We start from the raw sequence: 16,419 nt of genomic DNA on the forward strand, positions 1-16,419 counted from the left end.
CTCATCCCCTTTCGAATTCACTTTCTTATAGTCAGCAAAACGGAGACGGCTATGCACGCACGCTCAGCAACCGACATCAATCAACATTACCGGACGCTGCGTCCACAGCTGCTGATGTACATGGTGATCGGCTATGCCGCGTTTTACCTGACGCGTAAAAGCGTCAACTACGTACTGCCGGCGCTGCAAACGGATCTGGGGCTGGATAAAGGCGATATCGGCCTGCTGGGGTCGCTGTTTTATCTGGCCTACGGCGTGTCGAAGTTTACCGCCGGGCTGTGGCACGACAGCCACGGGCAGCGCTGGTTTATGGGCGTTGGCCTGTTCGCTACCGGCCTGCTGAACGTGGTGTTCGCCTTTGGCGAGTCGCTGATGCTGCTGCTGGCGGTCTGGTCGCTGAACGGATTTTTCCAGGGCTGGGGATGGCCCCCCTGCGCCCGCCTGCTGACCCACTGGTATTCGCGCAACGAACGCGGTTTCTGGTGGGGGTGCTGGAATATGTCGATCAATATCGGTGGGGCGATTATCCCCCTGATTAGCGCCTTTGCCGCCCACTGGTGGGGCTGGCAGGCGGCGATGCTGACACCGGGGATTATCAGCATGGCATTGGGGATCGGGTTAACGCTGCAGCTGAAAGGGACGCCTCAGGAAGAGGGACTGCCGTCAGTGGGCGCCTGGCGCCAGGATCCGCTGGAACTGCGGCAGGAGCAGCAAAGCCCGCCGATGGGGCTATGGCAGATGTTGCGGACCACGATGCTGAAGAACTCCATGATCTGGCTGCTGGGCGTCTCTTACGTGCTGGTCTACCTGATCCGCATTGCGCTCAACGACTGGGGCAACATCTGGCTGACGGAGAGCCACGGCGTCAATTTGCTCAGCGCCAATGCCACGGTCATGTTGTTTGAAGCGGGCGGGCTGCTTGGCGCACTGTTCGCCGGTTGGGGCTCGGATCTGCTGTTCAGCGGCCAGCGGGCGCCGATGATTTTGCTTTTCACGCTGGGGCTGATGGTCTCCGTCGCCGCCCTCTGGCTGGCCCCGGTGCATCACTACGCGCTGCTGGCGGTCTGTTTCTTTACGGTGGGCTTTTTCGTCTTTGGCCCGCAAATGTTGATTGGCCTCGCGGCGGTGGAGTGCGGACACAAAGCGGCGGCGGGTTCGATTACGGGTTTTCTCGGCCTGTTCGCCTATCTGGGGGCAGCGCTGGCGGGCTGGCCTCTGTCGCTGGTCATTGAACGCTACGGCTGGCCGGGCATGTTCAGTTTGCTCTCGGTCGCCGCGGTACTGATGGGTTTATTGCTGATGCCGCTGCTGATGGCGAGCATTACTACCTCTGCTGCTCAAAGGATAAAATAATGAAAAAAACGCTGGTCACTACCCTGATTGCTTCCGGCATTGCGCTGGCGACGCTAAGCGGCGCGGCGCACGCCAAAGGTCGACTGGTGGTCTACTGCAGCGCCACCAACGAAATGTGTGAAGCCGAGACTAAAGCCTTCGGCGACAAATATGATGTGAAAACCTCGTTTATCCGCAACGGTTCCGGTAGCACGCTGGCGAAGGTCGATGCCGAGAAGAAAAACCCGCAGGCCGATGTCTGGTACGGCGGCACCCTCGATCCGCAGTCCCAGGCCGGTGAAATGGGCCTGCTGCAACCCTATCAGTCGCCGAATCTTACGCAGGTGATGGAGCAGTTCCGCGATCCGGCGAAGCTGAAAGGCAACTACTCTTCGGCGGTGTACGTCGGCATCCTCGGCTTCGGCGTGAATACCCAGCGCCTGAAAGAGAAAAATCTGCCGGTGCCAAAATACTGGAAGGATCTGACCAAAGCGGAATACAAAGGCGAAATCCAGATCGCCGACCCGCAAAGCTCCGGCACCGCCTATACCGCGCTGGCGACCTTCGCCCAGCTGTGGGGAGAAGATCAGGCCTTTGATTACCTGAAACAGCTCAACGCCAACGTCTCTCAGTACACCAAATCCGGTATCGCCCCGGCGCGTAACGCCGCCCGTGGTGAAACGGCCATCGGCATCGGCTTCCTGCACGACTACTCGCTGGAAAAAGAACAGGGCGCACCGCTGGAGCTGATCTCTCCCTGCGAAGGCACCGGCTATGAAATTGGCGGCGTCAGTATTCTGAAGGGCGCGCGCAACCTCGACAACGCCAGGCTGTTTGTCGACTGGGTGTTGTCGAAAGATGCCCAGGAGCTGGCGTGGAAAAAAGGCAAGTCTTATCAGATCCTGACCAACACCACCGCCGAAACCTCGCCGAACTCGCTGAAGCTCGACGACCTGAAGCTTATCAACTACGACATGGATAAATACGGCTCAACCGACGTGCGTAAAGCGCTGATCAATAAATGGGTCAGCGAAGTGAAGATGGGTAAATAAGCCCACTCTTGCGGTTAATGCCGGGCGGCGGCTTCGCCCTGCCCGGCCAATACCTTCCTCAACACCGGAACCGCTATGTCACACACACTTGCACTCCATCCCGTGAAAAAACGGGATGCGATATTCCTTTGGGTTTTGTTTGGCTGGCTGGCGTTCGCCCTGCTGCCAAGCTGGAGCCTGGATTACGGTCTGCTGGAGTCCACGCGCGATGAAATCGTCGCGGCCTACGGCTGGTCACAGTTCAATATCAGCTGGCTGTGGTATCTGTTGCCGAGCCTGCTGCTGATTCGTCCATGGCAGGAAGCGGCGCGGGAGCAGCGCGGCCGCCACTACCTCGACGCGGGCTGGGCGCTGTTATGTATGGCGTTTATCGTCATCAGCGCCACCGTTGAAGGTCGTGGGTTAGGCTACGCCACCATCGTGCTGTTTGTCGCGCTGGGCGCTATCATGACACTGGCGCTCACCCGCCTTGAATGGCTGGGCGGCGACCGCTTTGTGATTGGTTCGCTGGTCACCATCGTCGCGTTAATTGGCGTCTTTATCGTCTGGCCGAGCATCGCCATTTTTATCCCGATGTTCACCAACGACGCCGGCGAGTTCGCGCCGCTGGCGTTTATGGCCGTGCTGTCGCAGGCGCATATTGTCCAGGTGATCCTCAACTCCATCGCCCTGTCGATTGCGGTAGGCATCGGCTGCACCTTCTTCGGGCTGGTACTGGCGATTTACACCACCCGCATCGCCAGACGCAGCGCCGTTATTGGCCGCATCTTCTCGATTCTGCCCATCGTCACCCCGCCGTTCGTCGTCGGCCTCGGCGTAACCCTGATGATGGGCCGTTCCGGCTATGTCACCGAGTTTATGGTGGAGTGGTTCGGCTTAACCAACACCAACTGGCTGTACGGGTTTACCGGTATCTGGTTAGCGCAGGTGCTGGCCTTCACCCCAATGGCGTTTATGATCCTCGACGGCGCGATTAAGACTATCCATCCGTCGCTGGAGGAGGCGTCGTACACCCTGCGCGCCAGCCGCTGGCAGACCTTTAACGGCGTCTTCGTCCCGCTGCTGAAACCGGCGCTGGCGAATGCGTTTTTGATCGTCATCGTCCAGTCGCTGGCCGACTTCAGCAACCCGCTGGTGCTCGGCGGCAACTTCGACGTGCTGGCAACGCAGATCTACTTCTACATCACCGGTTCACAGCTCGATTATCAGGCGGCGAGCACGCTGGGCGCGTTCCTGCTGCTGTTCTCCCTGCTGGTGTTCTGTATTCAGTATATGTGGATCGGCAAGCGCTCCTACGTCACGGTCTCCGGTAAGTCCTATCGCGGCGACGTGCAGCCGCTGCCGGTGACCCTGGTGTGGAGCGTGATCGCCATTCTGGCGGTGTGGGTAGCCTTCAACGCCCTGCTCTACGGCAGCATTTTCTACGGCAGCTTCACCGTCAACTGGGGCGTGGACTACACCCTGACGCTGGATAATTTTATCAAGTTGTTCGGTCAGGGCATGAGCGACGGGGCGTGGCCTTCGCTACTCGACACCCTGCTCTACGCCGGGATCGCCGCGCCGATCACCGCCGCCTTCGGCCTGTTGATCGCCTGGGTCGTGGTGCGCCAGCAATTTAAGGGCAAAAAGACCATCGAGTTCACCACCATGCTGTGCTTCGCGGTACCGGGCACCGTGGCGGGCGTCTCCTATATTCTCGCCTTTAACAGCGCGCCGGTGTACCTCACCGGAACGGCGGCGATTGTGATTATCTCAATGGTGATGCGTAACGTGCCGGTGGGCATTCGGGCGGGCATTGCCGGCTTAGGCCAGATCGATAAATCGCTGGATGAAGCCTCGCTCAGCCTGCGCGCCGGAAGCCTGCGCACCATTACGCACATTCTGCTGCCGCTGCTGCGCCCGGCTATTTTGTCGGCGCTGATCTACAGCTTTGTGCGCGCCATTACTACCGTCAGCGCCATTGTGTTCCTCGTGACGCCGGATACCCGCGTGGCGACGGCCTACATTCTGAACCGCGTGGAAGACGGCGAATACGGCGTGGCGATCGCCTACGGTTCGATTCTGATCGTGGTGATGCTGGCGATTATTTTCATCTTTGACTGGCTGATCGGGGAAGCGCGTATCTCCCGTTCAAAAGCCAAAAACCAGGCGTAATGGAGCGCACTATGAGTCAGAAAAATTTTGTTGAGCTGCGCAACGTCACCAAGCGATTCGGCAGCAACATGGTTATCGACACTATCAATCTCACCATTCCGCAGGGGCAAATGGTGACGCTGCTCGGCCCTTCCGGCTGCGGTAAGACGACTATTCTGCGCCTGGTGGCCGGGCTGGAAAAACCGAGCGAAGGACAGATTTTCATTGATGGTGAGGACGTTACCCATCGCTCGATTCAGCAACGCGACATCTGCATGGTGTTTCAGTCTTATGCCCTGTTCCCGCACATGTCGCTGGGGGATAACGTCGGCTACGGTCTGAAGATGCTTGGCGTGTCGCGCAGCGACGTGAAAGCGCGGGTGAAAGAGGCGCTGGCGATGGTGGATCTGGAAGGATTCGAAGACCGCTATGTCGATCAGATCTCCGGCGGTCAGCAGCAGCGCGTGGCGCTGGCGCGCGCCCTGATCCTCAAGCCGAAGGTGCTGCTATTTGATGAGCCGTTGAGTAACCTCGACGCCAACCTCAGGCGCAGCATGCGCGATAAGATCCGCGAACTGCAAAAACAGTTTGATATCACCTCGCTGTACGTGACCCACGATCAGAGCGAAGCCTTTGCGGTTTCCGATACCGTGCTGGTGATGAATAAAGGTCATATCATGCAGATCGGCTCGCCGCAGGATCTTTACCGCCAGCCCGCGTCGCGCTTTATGGCGAGCTTTATGGGCGACGCCAACCTGTTCCCGGCCGCCTTCAGCGAGGATTTTGTCGATATTTATGGCTATCGGCTGCCGAGACCGCTGCATTTTGCCGCCCAGGGCGAAGGCAGCGTCGGCGTACGTCCGGAGGCGATTACCCTGAGCGATCGCGGCGAGGAGAGCCAGCGCTGCACCATCCGCCACGTGGCCTATATGGGACCGCAGTATGAGGTGACGGTGGAGTGGCACGGGCAGGAAATTTTGCTGCAGGTGAACGCGACGCGGCTGCAGCCGGATGTCGGGGAGCAGTATTACCTCGAAATCCACTCGTACGGGATGTTTGTGCTGGCCGATGCGGCGTAACGGATGCCGGGTGGCGGCTTACGCCTTACCCGGCCTACGGTTCGGATACCTTGCCGGTCGGGTAAGCGCAGCGCCGCCTGCGCATGGGAGTTCGGATACCGGATGACCCCGGAATCCACCCGGACCGGATGTTTGTGCTGGCCGATGCGGCGTAACGGATGCCGGGTGGCGACTTACGCCTTACCCGGCTTACGGTTCGGATACCTTGCCGGTCGGGTAAGCGCAGCGCCGCCTGCGCATGGGGTTCTGCAACCGGATGACCTCGAAATCCACCCGGACCGGATGTTTGTGCTGGCCGATGCGGCGTAACGGATGCCGGGTGGCGGCTTACGCCTTACCCGGCCTACGGTTTGGATACCTTGCCGGTCGGGTAAGCAAAGCGCCGCCTGCGCATGGGGTCCTGCAACCGGATGACCTCGAAATCCACCCGGACCGGATGTTTGTGCTGGCCGATGCGGCGTGACGGATGCCGGGTGGCGGCTTACGCCTTACCCGGCCTACGGTTCGGATACCTTGCCGGTCGGGTAAGCACAGCGCCATCTGCGCATGGGGTCCTACAACCGGATGACCTCGAAATCCACCCGGACCGGATGTTTGTGCTGGCCGATGCGGCGTGACGGATGCCGGGTGGCGGCTTACGCCTTACCCGGCCTACGGTTTGGATACCTTGCCGGTCGGGTAAGCAAAGCGCCGCCTGCGCATGGGGTCCTGCAACCGGATGACCTCGAAATCCACCCGGACCGGATGTTTGTGCTGGCCGATGCGGCGTGACGGATGCCGGGTGGCGGCTTACGCCTTACCCGGCCTACGGTTCGGATACCTTGCCGGTCGGGTAAGCAAAGCGCCACCTGCGCATGGGAGTTCGGATACCTTGTAGACCGGGTAAGCGCAGCGCCATCTGCGCATGGGAGTTCGGATACCTTGTAGGCCGGGTAAGCGCAGCGCCACCCGGCGCCCACTCAGCGCTGCGCGTTCAGCTCAGCAATATCCTTCGGCGTCGTCCGGCAACAGCCGCCAATCAGCTTCGCCCCTGCGGCCAGCCATCGAGGTAAATATCCCGCCAGCGTTTCACACGCTTCGCCGTGGTGATGCCAGGTTTTGCTCACCGGGTCATAATGCTCGCCGGAGTTGGGGTAGACCACCAGCGGCAGCGCCGTCAGGCTATGCAGATGCTCCAGCGCCGCGGTGGTCTCTTCCAGCGCAATACAGTTAATGCCCAGCGCCACAATCTGCGGGTAGTTTGCCAGTATGGAAATCACTTCCCGCAGCGGCGTCCCGTCGCTGAGATGCTGCGCATCGCGCAGGGTAAACGAGAACCACGCCCGCGCACGAGGATAGGTACTCAACAGCTCAGCCAGCGCCTTAATCTCGGCAAAGCCGGGCATGGTTTCACAGGCCAGCAGATCGGCCCCGGCGTCGAGCAGCGCTTCCACCCGCGGACGGTGGAACGCCTGAAACTCTTCGTGGCTACGGACATAATCGCCACGATACTCCGAACCGTCCGCCAGGAACGCGCCGTACGGCCCGACTGAACCGGCAACCAGCAGCGTGCCCGCCTGCGGGTTCTCCGCCAGATACGCTTCCCGTGCCTTGCGCGCCAGTTCAACGCTTTTACCGATCAGCGCCTTCGACTGCGCTTCATCCAGCCCGCGGGCGGCAAACCCCGCCGGAGTAGCCTGATAGCTGGCGGTAATCGCCACCTGCGCACCGGCGCGAAAGTAATCCAGATGGACTTCGCGGATAAGTTCCGGGTTGTCGACCAGCACTTTCGCCGACCACAGGCTGTCGGCAAGATTGCAGCCGCGCGCTTCCAGCTCCGTCGCCATCGCGCCGTCCAGCAAAATAAAGGGCTGTGCGTCCAGGATGGCGGTTAACGGATTATTCTGCGACATGTTGAGGCTCCTGGGTCAATGCCCGTGAACGAGTCAGGTAGTACGCACCATAACACAGGGCGACGAACGGAATCCCGCACCACAGCGCAATTCTCTGGCTGGGGTCAAAGGCGAGACCAATGCAGGCCACCAGACACAAAATAAAGCCCAGCACCGGCACCAGCGGGTACCACGGGGCGCGATAGTGTAGTTCGCTCAGCGCTTTCCCCTGCTGGAGGTGGCGGCGGCGGAACATAAAGTGCGATGCGCAGATGCTTAGCCAGACCGCCACCACCGCAAAGCCGGAGATAGCCGACAGCGCAACAAAGACCGTATCCGGCGCCACCACGCTGGAAAACAGCGCCAGTACGCCGCCCAGCATACTGACCGACAGGGCGATCAGCGGCACGCCGTTCTTGTTGACTTTGGCAAAACAGGCCGGCAGCGTCTTTTCATTCGCCAGCGACCACAGCATCCGCCCGGAAGCATACAGCCCGGAGTTGGCCGCCGAGAGAATGGCCGTGAGGATCACAAAGTTAAAAATGTCCGCCGCATAGGGGATACCCACCTTCTCGAACACCAGCACAAACGGGCTTTTTTCCACCCCCGCCTGCTGCATCGGGATCAGCGCCGCCAGCACAAAAACGGTGCCGATAAAAAAGATAATCAGCCGCGCGATGGTCGTGCGGATAGCGACCGGGATGACCTGATGCGGGTTTTGCGTCTCGCCGGCGGCAATCCCGATAAGCTCAGTACCGGAGAAGGCGAAATTCACTGCCACCATGGTCATCAGAATCGGCAATCCACCGTGGGGGAACCAGCCTTCGGCGGTGATGTTGTGCAGACCCGGCGCCGGTGAACCATCCTGCATAGGAATAAAGCCAAAAATGGCGGCGCCGCCAAGAATAATAAAGGCAATGATGGTGACGACTTTCACCAGCGAAAACCAGAATTCACCTTCGGCGAAGAAGCGTGTGGAGATGACGTTAAGGCCAAAGATCAGCGCGCAAAACAGGACGCACCAGATCCACACCGGCACCTGCGGAAACCAGTACTGCATGCAAAACCCGGCGGCGGTGAAACTTGAACCCAGCGCCACCGTCCAGGTCAGCCAGTAGAGCCATGCCACGGTATAACCGGTCGCCGGACCGAGATAGCGTGCGGCATAGACGTGAAAAGCACCGGTTTCCGGCATCGCCACCGACAGCTCGCCCAGACACTGCATCACCAGCCAGACCACCAGCGCGCCGATCAGATAGGCCAGCAGCGTACCCGCAGCGCCGGTCGTGGAGATGATATACCCGGTATTAAAGAATAACCCTGTGCCAATGACGCCACCCAGCGACAGCATAATCAGATGACGCGTCTTCATGGTGCGCTTTAACTGCCCACCTTCTTGTTGTGTTGTTTGCATATTACCTTCTAAACGTATGGACATCTAAACATCCAAAGAGGGTCTGTTATACCCTGCCGATGGCTAAAATGCAAAGCGTGCTGCACCATCCCGTCGCGCGATTGCCCCGTCTTTTGCCCCATTTTTGTTCATCTTGTGCCGCCGGGTGAAGCGCAGACGCCAGCCCTGTTCTGGCATCCTCTTTGCAGCGTCCTGCTCATCTTCATCTGGCGAGGCAGCGAATATGACAGGGCACACCACGACATTAAAAAGAACGCTCGGCAGTTTCCGTTTATGGGGGATCGCCGTCGGGCTGGTCATCTCAGGCGAATATTTTGGCTGGAGCTACGGCTGGTCGCAGGCCGGGACCTTGGGTTTTATGATTGTGGCGCTGGCGATTGCCGCCATGTACTGCGCCTTTATCTTTAGCTTTACCGAGCTGACCACCGCCATTCCGCACGCGGGCGGCCCCTTCGCTTACGCCTACCGCGCATTCGGCCCGACCGGCGGTTTTATTGCCGGTTTCGCCACCCTGATTGAGTTTGTCTTTGCCCCGCCGGCGATTGCCATGGCGATCGGCGCCTATCTTAACGTCCAGTTCCCGGCGCTGGACCCTAAATGGGTCGCCTGCGGCGCCTACGTGGTCTTTATGACCCTCAATATTCTCGGCGTCGGTATTGCCGCCACCTTTGAGCTGATCGTCACCCTGCTGGCGATTTTCGAACTGCTGGTGTTTATGGGCGTGGTGGCGCCGGGCTTCTCATGGAGCCACTTTACCGCCAACGGCTGGGCAGGCGCAGAGAGTTTCAGCGGCCTGGCGCTGCCGGGAATGTTTGCCGCGATTCCCTTTGCTATCTGGTTCTTTCTGGCCATTGAAGGCGCATCGATGGCGGCCGAAGAGGCAAAAGATCCGCAGCGTACCATCCCACGCGCGCTGGGGGGCGGGATCCTGACCCTCACCGTGCTGGCCCTTGGCGTGATGGTGTTTGCCGGCGGCGTTGGCGACTGGCGCACCCTGGCCAACATCAACGACCCGCTGCCGCAGGCGATGAAAATGGTGGTCGGCACCAGCAGCGGCTGGCTGCATATGCTGGTGTGGCTGGGTCTGTTCGGTCTGGTGGCTTCGTTTCACGGCATCATCATGGGCTATTCCCGGCAGATCTACTCGCTGGCGCGGGCGGGCTATCTCCCTGCCGGTCTTGCCACTCTCAACCGTCGAACCCGCACGCCGCATCTGGCAATCCTCGCCGGCGGCGTGGTTGGCGTGGCCGCGATTTTCTCCGACTCGCTGATTACCATCAGCGGGATGCCTCTGACCGCCTGTATCGTCACCATGTCGGTATTTGGCGCTATTGTTATGTATATCACCTCGATGGCGGCGCTGTTTAAGCTGCGCCGCAGCGAGCCAAATTTGATTCGTCCGTTCCGCGCGCCGCTCTACCCGTGGGCACCGGCGTTCGCCCTGGCGATGGCGGTACTCTGTCTGGTGGCGATGGTCTGGTATAACCCGCTGCTGGCGCTGATTTTCGCGGCGATGATGCTGGGAGGCTATCTGTGGTTTCGCAAAACCGCGTCCTCCCGCGAGCGTGCGCCGGCGGATCCACAGCTGCGCATTGTCTCCTGAGGAGGCGGCATGTATAAAACAACGCTATCGGGCCAGGTCTGGCGCTTTGATAGTCTGAAGACGTTAATGGCGAAGGCCTCTCCGGCGCGCTCCGGCGATGCGCTGGCGGGCGTGATCGCCGAAAGCGCCGAAGAGCGAATGGCGGCAAAAATCGCGCTGGCGGAGGTCCCGCTGACCGAGATTCTGGCCAATCCCCCGATCCCATATGAACAGGATGAGGTCACCCGGCTGATTATCGACACCCACGATAGCGGTGGATTCGCCGCTATTCGCCACCTGACGGTCGGGGATTTTCGCGACTGGTTGCTGGATGACGCGACCGATACCGCCACCCTGCAACGGGTCGCGCGGGCGATAACGCCGGAAATGGCGGCGGCAGTCAGCAAACTGATGCGCAATCAGGATCTGATCCTCGCCGCCAGCAAGTGCCAGGTCATTACCCGTTTTCGCAATACGATCGGGCTGCCGGGTCATCTTAGCGTCCGCCTGCAGCCCAATCACCCGACGGATGACATGAAGGGCATCGCCGCCAGCATGCTTGACGGCCTGCTGTACGGCGCGGGCGATGCGGTGATCGGCATTAACCCGGCAAGCGACAGCCTGCCGGTGCTGGCGCAGCTCAACCAGATGCTCGACGATATTATTCAGCGCTTCGCCATCCCCACTCAGTCCTGCATTCTGACCCACGTCACCAACACCCTGCAGCTGATTGAGCGCGGCGCGCCGGTCGATCTGGTGTTCCAGTCGGTGGCGGGAACCGAGGCGGCCAACAGCGGTTTTGGTATTAATCTGGCCTTACTGCAGGAGGCGCGTGAGGCGGCGCTAAGCCTGAATCGCGGCACCCTCGGCAACAACGTGATGTATTTCGAAACCGGCCAGGGAAGCGCCCTCTCCGCCAATGCGCATCACGGCGTCGATCAGCAGACCTGCGAAGCGCGCGCCTATGCCGTTGCCCGCCATTTTGATCCGCTGCTGGTCAATACGGTGGTCGGTTTTATCGGCCCGGAATATCTCTACGACGGTAAGCAGATCATCCGCGCCGGTCTGGAGGATCACTTCTGCGGCAAGCTGATGGGGCTGCCGATCGGCTGCGACGTCTGCTATACCAACCACGCCGAAGCGGATCAGGATGATATGGATACTCTGCTGACCCTGCTGTGTACCGCCGGGCTGACGTTCTTAATCGGTGTGCCGGGCGCGGACGATATTATGCTCAACTATCAGAGCACCTCCTTTCACGATGCGCTGTACGCTCGTCGCTTACTCGGCCTGAAACACGCCCCGGAGTTTGCCGCCTGGCTGACGAAAATGCGCATTATCGACCCGGATGGCACCCTGCGTCTGACCGATGCCCGCCATCCGCTGCTGTCCGTCCTGCCGCAAGGAGAACCGGTATGAATCCCCCCGACGCCTGGAACCCGCTGCGTGAATTTACCGATGCGCGCATTGCGCTGGGGCGCAGCGGCGCCAGCCTGCCCACGCGCGAAGTGCTCAATTTTGGTCTGGCTCATGCCAGAGCCCGGGACGCTATTCACCGGCCGTTTGACAGCGAACAGCTGGCACCGGGGCTGGCGGAAATGGAGCTCTCCTCGCTCACGGTACGCAGCGCCGCCGGCGATCGGCATATTTACCTTAACCGTCCGGATCTCGGGCGCCGACTGGATGAGGCCAGCCGCGCCGATCTCGCCGCCAGCGGCGTGCGCCCGGCGGATCTGCTGCTGGTAATTGGCGACGGGCTCTCCTCGTATGCCGTGCATCGTCAGGCTCTGCCGCTGATCCGCGCGCTGCTGCCCTATCTACACACGCTGGGCATAAGCCTTGCGCCGGTCGTGCTTGCCCATCAGTCCCGGGTGGCGCTGGGGGATGATATTGGCGAAACGCTGAAGGCCAGGGCGGTGGCGATATTAATCGGCGAGCGGCCGGGGCTCTCTTCGCCGGATAGCCTTGGCGTCTATCTCACCTGGCAACCGCATCGTCAACGGCTGGAGTCGGAGCGTAACTGTATTTCGAATATTCGCCCGGAGGGGCTGAGCTATGATGCCGCCGCCTTTAAGCTGGCGTGGCTGCTGGAGCAGGCTTTTTTACGTCGTTTGACCGGCGTGCGTCTTAAGGATGAGAGCGATAACCCGGCGCTGCATGGCAAGGTAAGGCCGCTGGGGATGGCACAGATTTAAAGCCGCTGGAGGCTGCGGCATGGCATCCCGCTCGCCGCAACCTCCAGCAGCCTCGCGCTACACAAAGCACACCTCGTTCCAGTAGGCTTCACGCGTCCAGCGTCGCTCAGTATGTCTTATCATGACGGAACCACCGTGTTTCAACATTGCCGATATCCACGCCGTAAAGGCTGGCGACCGGCAATATTGCCTCCATCATTCGTTGGGTATCCTGCTGCCCGGCTTCACCGTTAGATAAAAAAGCCAGCCAGCGCGTTAATCGTTGCCATAGAGCTACTTTCATTTTTCCTCCGTCGGGAAGCGATTTGCCTGACCGTATTTCAACCACAGATGACCCGAGCCTGGAAATATCAATTCCGGGTTTTCAATCCCGGAAGATGCATATCGTCCCGCCGGTCACATCGGCAAATACCCATGCGCTCTCTAAGTTCTTTTTTGCTATAGATAAGAACTTTTTCTTCTTTGCCGGAGACGGTCGGTTTGTGGGAGCGTGATAAGCACAAAACAAAAACAGGGATTCAGGGGAAATAATCATGCGCATTGCAAAAACGAAAATCGCGCTGGCGCTGGGTGTTCTGGCGCTGACCGCACAGGTTCAGGCAGACCAGCTGGCGGATATTAAAGCCGCCGGCGTGGTGAAAGTCGCCACCTTCGACGCCAACCCGCCGTTTGGCTCGGTCGACCCCAAAACTCACCAGCTGGTGGGCTATGACGTCGATTTCGCCCAGGCGTTGGCAAAATCGCTTGGGGTAAAACTGGAGCTGGTCGCCACCAACCCGGCCAACCGGATCCCGCTGCTGCAATCCGGGAAGGCCGACCTGATCGTCGCCGACATTACCATCACGCCGGAACGTGCGCAGGTCATTGATTTTTCGACCCCGTATTTTGTTACCGGCCAGCAGTTCCTCGTGCCGGTCAAATCTGCCGATCGGCTCGACAGCTATAGCAAAGCACGGATCGGCGCGGTTAAAGGCACCACCGGCGAACAGGCGCTGCATCAGCGTTTCCCGCAGTCTCGCGTGCTCTCCTATGACGATATTCCGCTGGCGCTGACCGCCCTGCGTAACGGCAACGTCCAGGCCATCACCCAGGACAGCACCATTCTCGCTGGCCTGCTGGCAGAGGCGCCGGACAAAGCTAACTTTAAAATCATCCCCGATTTGCTGAGCAAAGAGGAGATCGGCGTTGGCGTCAAGAAAGGCGAACCGGCGCTGCTGAAAGCGGTCAACGACGAGCTGGTCAATCTGGAAAAATCGGGCCAGGCCGCCAAAATCTATGATGTCTGGTTTGGCCCTGCCACCAAAACTCCACAGCCGCGTGCGTTTACCATAGAAGCTAAATAATATGTTATCGGGTCTGTTTTCACGCTCCGCGGCTTCGTCCGCGGATTTTTCGCATTTGCAGCGCGCCAGTATTGAATTTCGCCAGGCGGCAAAACGCTACGGCGACCATCAGGTACTCAACGGCATCAATCTGCAGGTAGAACCCGGGGAAGTAGTCGCGATCCTCGGGCCATCAGGATCGGGAAAATCAACGTTGATCCGTCTGATCAATCAGCTCGAATCCCTCAGCGGAGGCGAGATTCTGATCGACGGCAAACCCACTCGCCACCTCACGGACAGCGCGCTGCGTCAGCTACGCAGCCGCGTGGGCTTTGTTTTCCAGCAGTTCAACCTCTATGCCCATCTGACGGCGCAGGAAAATATCACCCTGGCGCTGGAGCGCGTGCACGGCTGGGAAAAAGCCGCCGCGCGCGAACGCGCGCTGGCGCTGCTGCAACAGGTCGGGCTGGAGGATAAAGCCCGCCAGATGCCGGCCCAGCTCTCCGGCGGCCAGCAGCAGCGCGTGGCCATTGCCCGCGCCCTCGCCTCGTCGCCGCAAATTATTCTTTTCGATGAGCCCACCTCGGCGCTCGATCCGGAAATGATCGGCGAAGTGTTGCTGGTCATGAAGAAGCTGGCGCACAGCGGCATTACCATGGTGGTCGTGACGCATGAGATGCAGTTTGCTCGCGAAATTGCCGACCGGGTGGTGTTTATCGACGGCGGCGATATTCTCGAAGTGGCGCCGCCGGCGGACTTTTTCGCCCGGCCACAGCACGCCCGCACGCGGCGTTTTCTGCAAAAGGTGCTCAATCCGCTGCACCAGGAGAGTCTCGAATGAACCCGGTTCTCGACTGGCACGGCGTGCTGAGCGGGCAGCCGCTGCAGTGGATCATCTCCGGCTTTCTGACCACCGTGTGGGTCAGCCTCGCCGGGATGATCCTGGCTACCGTCCTGGCGGTACTGCTGCTGGCGCTGCGCTTAGGCGGCGGCCGCGCCGGACGCGGCCTGGTAGCCTGCTGGGTCTCGCTGTTTCGCAATACGCCGCTGCTGGTACAGCTGCTGTTCTGGTATTTCGCTGCCTGGAACCTGCTGCCGCTGACGGCGCGGGATTTCATCAATGCCGACCACGCCTGGTCCATTCTGCCGGGTAACGTCTGGTGGCTGACCCCGGAGTTTCTCTGCTCGATGTGGGGGCTGGGAGTATTCACCTCGGCATTTCTGGTGGAAGAGATCGCCTCCGGGCTGCGTGCCGTCAGTCACGGTCAGCGGGAAGCCGCTCTTGCGCAAGGTTTTACACCGTGGGGCGAACTGCGTCATATTCTGCTGCCGCAGGGGCTGGCGAACGCCTGGCAACCGATTATCGGCCAGTATCTGAACCTGATGAAGCTCTCGTCGCTGGCCAGCGGCATCGGCTTTGCCGAACTGACCTATCAGGTGCGGCAAATCGAAAGCTATAACGCCCATGCGCTGGAGGCCTTCGCCGTCGGCACGGCGCTGTATCTGGTGCTTGGGGTGGTGATGGGGATGGCGCTGGCGCGTCTGGGTCCGGGCGCCACGCAGCACAGGAGCGCACAGCATGAACGCTAATCTGGCGGTCATCGCCGATAACCTCGATTACCTGCTGTGGGGACGGCTGGCGGACGGCATTCCCGGCGGCGTGGCGCTGACGCTGATGATGGCGATCGGCGCCGCGGCGCTGGCGCTTCCTCTCGGCATTCTGCTGGCAGGCGCCGCCTGGCGCTATGGCGGGCTGGTGCGCCGACTGCTGTTCCTGTGGGCCGAGCTGATTCGCGGCATTCCGCTTATTTTCGTCATTTTTTGGCTCTGGTATCTGCTGCCGATGCTGACCGGGAGCGACCTGCCGGGGGCGGTAACGGTCACCCTGGCGCTGGCGTGGTTTACCGCCGCCTCGGTGATGCACTCGGTGCTGGCGGGGCTGCAGTCATTGTCCGCCGGACAGTTTGAAGCGGCACGAACCCAGGGATTTTCTGCCGGACAAGCGCTGCGTTTAATCCTGCTGCCGCAGGCGCTGCGCAATGTTCAGCCTTCACTGGTGGGGATTTTTATCAACCTGCTGAAAGATACGTCGCTGGCGTTTATTGTTAACGTGCCGGAACTCACCACCGTTGCCGGCCAGGTCAATAACCGGGTGCAGATCTACCCGCTGGCGATTTTTGTCTTCACCGGCGCGGTCTATTACCTGCTTTGCTGCGGCCTGAGCCTGCTGGCTAACCGTCGTTATATCCGGCGCAACGGCGACAGGCGTTACGCCCGCGGATAAGACACGGCGGCGCATTCGTGCGCCGCCGGTCTGGCTTCTCTCCCGGGCAGATAGCGCAACATCGCTCGCGCAATAACCGCACCGTTCACTGTTTTTTCGTCTTACCGTCATATAACGATCACATAAAACGCCATTAATAGTGCCCAGTTTAATGA

General features: G+C 60.2%; 14 protein-coding genes. 11 read left to right on the forward strand and 3 right to left on the reverse strand.

Going from position 1 to position 16,419, the window contains the following annotated elements; genetic code table 11:
• Positions 1 to 51: 51 nt before the first annotated feature.
• From uhpC to fbpC, 4 genes are all read left to right on the forward strand, one after another.
• Positions 52 to 1,353, forward strand: coding sequence for an MFS transporter family glucose-6-phosphate receptor UhpC (gene uhpC, locus OQV00_RS21120; protein WP_071359168.1), 1,302 nt, complete (start codon positions 52 to 54; stop codon positions 1,351 to 1,353).
• Complete coding sequence (locus OQV00_RS21125; protein ID WP_266279375.1) at positions 1,353 to 2,384, forward strand: ABC transporter substrate-binding protein; 1,032 nt, start codon at positions 1,353 to 1,355, stop codon at positions 2,382 to 2,384. The genes uhpC and OQV00_RS21125 overlap by 1 nt, the downstream gene beginning before the upstream one ends.
• 75 nt (positions 2,385 to 2,459) lie before the next feature.
• Positions 2,460 to 4,538, forward strand: coding sequence for an ABC transporter permease (locus tag OQV00_RS21130; protein ID WP_004858419.1), 2,079 nt, complete (start codon positions 2,460 to 2,462; stop codon positions 4,536 to 4,538).
• Between the two features lie 11 nt (positions 4,539 to 4,549).
• Positions 4,550 to 5,596 carry a ferric ABC transporter ATP-binding protein gene (gene fbpC, locus OQV00_RS21135; protein WP_266279377.1) on the forward strand — a complete coding sequence of 349 codons (1,047 nt, stop codon included), beginning with the start codon at positions 4,550 to 4,552 and terminating at the stop codon, positions 5,594 to 5,596.
• Between the two features lie 959 nt (positions 5,597 to 6,555).
• On the opposite strand, the gene mmuM is transcribed toward fbpC, so the two are convergent.
• Positions 6,556 to 7,488: a homocysteine S-methyltransferase gene (gene mmuM, locus OQV00_RS21140; RefSeq protein WP_004858411.1), complete on the reverse strand. Its 933-nt coding sequence runs from the start codon at positions 7,486 to 7,488 to the stop codon at positions 6,556 to 6,558.
• Complete coding sequence (mmuP, locus tag OQV00_RS21145; RefSeq protein ID WP_004858407.1) at positions 7,475 to 8,881, reverse strand: S-methylmethionine permease; 1,407 nt, start codon at positions 8,879 to 8,881, stop codon at positions 7,475 to 7,477. Before mmuP ends, mmuM begins: the two co-directional genes overlap by 14 nt.
• A 223-nt stretch (positions 8,882 to 9,104) precedes the next feature.
• Between mmuP and eat the strand changes: the two genes are divergently transcribed.
• The 3 genes from eat to eutC are packed head-to-tail and all read left to right on the forward strand — an operon-like array spanning position 9,105 to position 12,658.
• The gene (gene eat, locus OQV00_RS21150) at positions 9,105 to 10,484 is read left to right on the forward strand and encodes an ethanolamine permease (RefSeq protein ID WP_004858404.1); all 1,380 of its coding nucleotides are present in this window, start codon (positions 9,105 to 9,107) and stop codon (positions 10,482 to 10,484) included.
• A gap of 9 nt (positions 10,485 to 10,493) precedes the next feature.
• A complete protein-coding gene (locus OQV00_RS21155) occupies positions 10,494 to 11,882 on the forward strand; it encodes an ethanolamine ammonia-lyase subunit EutB (protein ID WP_015585064.1) in 1,389 nt (462 codons plus the stop codon).
• Positions 11,879 to 12,658 (forward strand): ethanolamine ammonia-lyase subunit EutC, encoded by a 780-nt coding sequence (eutC, locus tag OQV00_RS21160; protein ID WP_266279379.1) that lies wholly within the window; start codon positions 11,879 to 11,881, stop codon positions 12,656 to 12,658. The genes OQV00_RS21155 and eutC overlap by 4 nt, the downstream gene beginning before the upstream one ends.
• A 106-nt stretch (positions 12,659 to 12,764) precedes the next feature.
• Here the strand turns inward: eutC and OQV00_RS21165 are convergent, their stop codons facing one another.
• On the reverse strand, positions 12,765 to 12,941 hold the full coding sequence (locus OQV00_RS21165; RefSeq protein WP_015585065.1) for a hypothetical protein: 177 nt from the start codon (positions 12,939 to 12,941) through the stop codon (positions 12,765 to 12,767).
• Between the two features lie 250 nt (positions 12,942 to 13,191).
• On the opposite strand from OQV00_RS21165, the gene OQV00_RS21170 reads away from it, so the two are divergent.
• Genes OQV00_RS21170 through OQV00_RS21185 form a run of 4 tightly spaced genes read left to right on the forward strand, consistent with a single transcriptional unit; the run spans position 13,192 to position 16,264 of the window.
• Complete coding sequence (locus OQV00_RS21170) at positions 13,192 to 14,001, forward strand: ABC transporter substrate-binding protein (RefSeq protein ID WP_004858392.1); 810 nt, start codon at positions 13,192 to 13,194, stop codon at positions 13,999 to 14,001.
• 1 nt (position 14,002) lies between these two features.
• Complete coding sequence (locus tag OQV00_RS21175) at positions 14,003 to 14,821, forward strand: amino acid ABC transporter ATP-binding protein (protein WP_064357462.1); 819 nt, start codon at positions 14,003 to 14,005, stop codon at positions 14,819 to 14,821.
• Positions 14,818 to 15,570, forward strand: coding sequence for an amino acid ABC transporter permease (locus OQV00_RS21180; protein ID WP_004858385.1), 753 nt, complete (start codon positions 14,818 to 14,820; stop codon positions 15,568 to 15,570). Before OQV00_RS21175 ends, OQV00_RS21180 begins: the two co-directional genes overlap by 4 nt.
• Complete coding sequence (locus tag OQV00_RS21185; RefSeq protein ID WP_004858383.1) at positions 15,560 to 16,264, forward strand: amino acid ABC transporter permease; 705 nt, start codon at positions 15,560 to 15,562, stop codon at positions 16,262 to 16,264. Before OQV00_RS21180 ends, OQV00_RS21185 begins: the two co-directional genes overlap by 11 nt.
• Positions 16,265 to 16,419 lie beyond the last annotated feature (155 nt).

Origin of the sequence: Klebsiella sp. DY2415 (assembly GCF_026314315.1) — a bacterium.
In the GTDB taxonomy this organism is placed as follows: Bacteria; Pseudomonadota; Gammaproteobacteria; order Enterobacterales; family Enterobacteriaceae; genus Klebsiella; species Klebsiella ornithinolytica.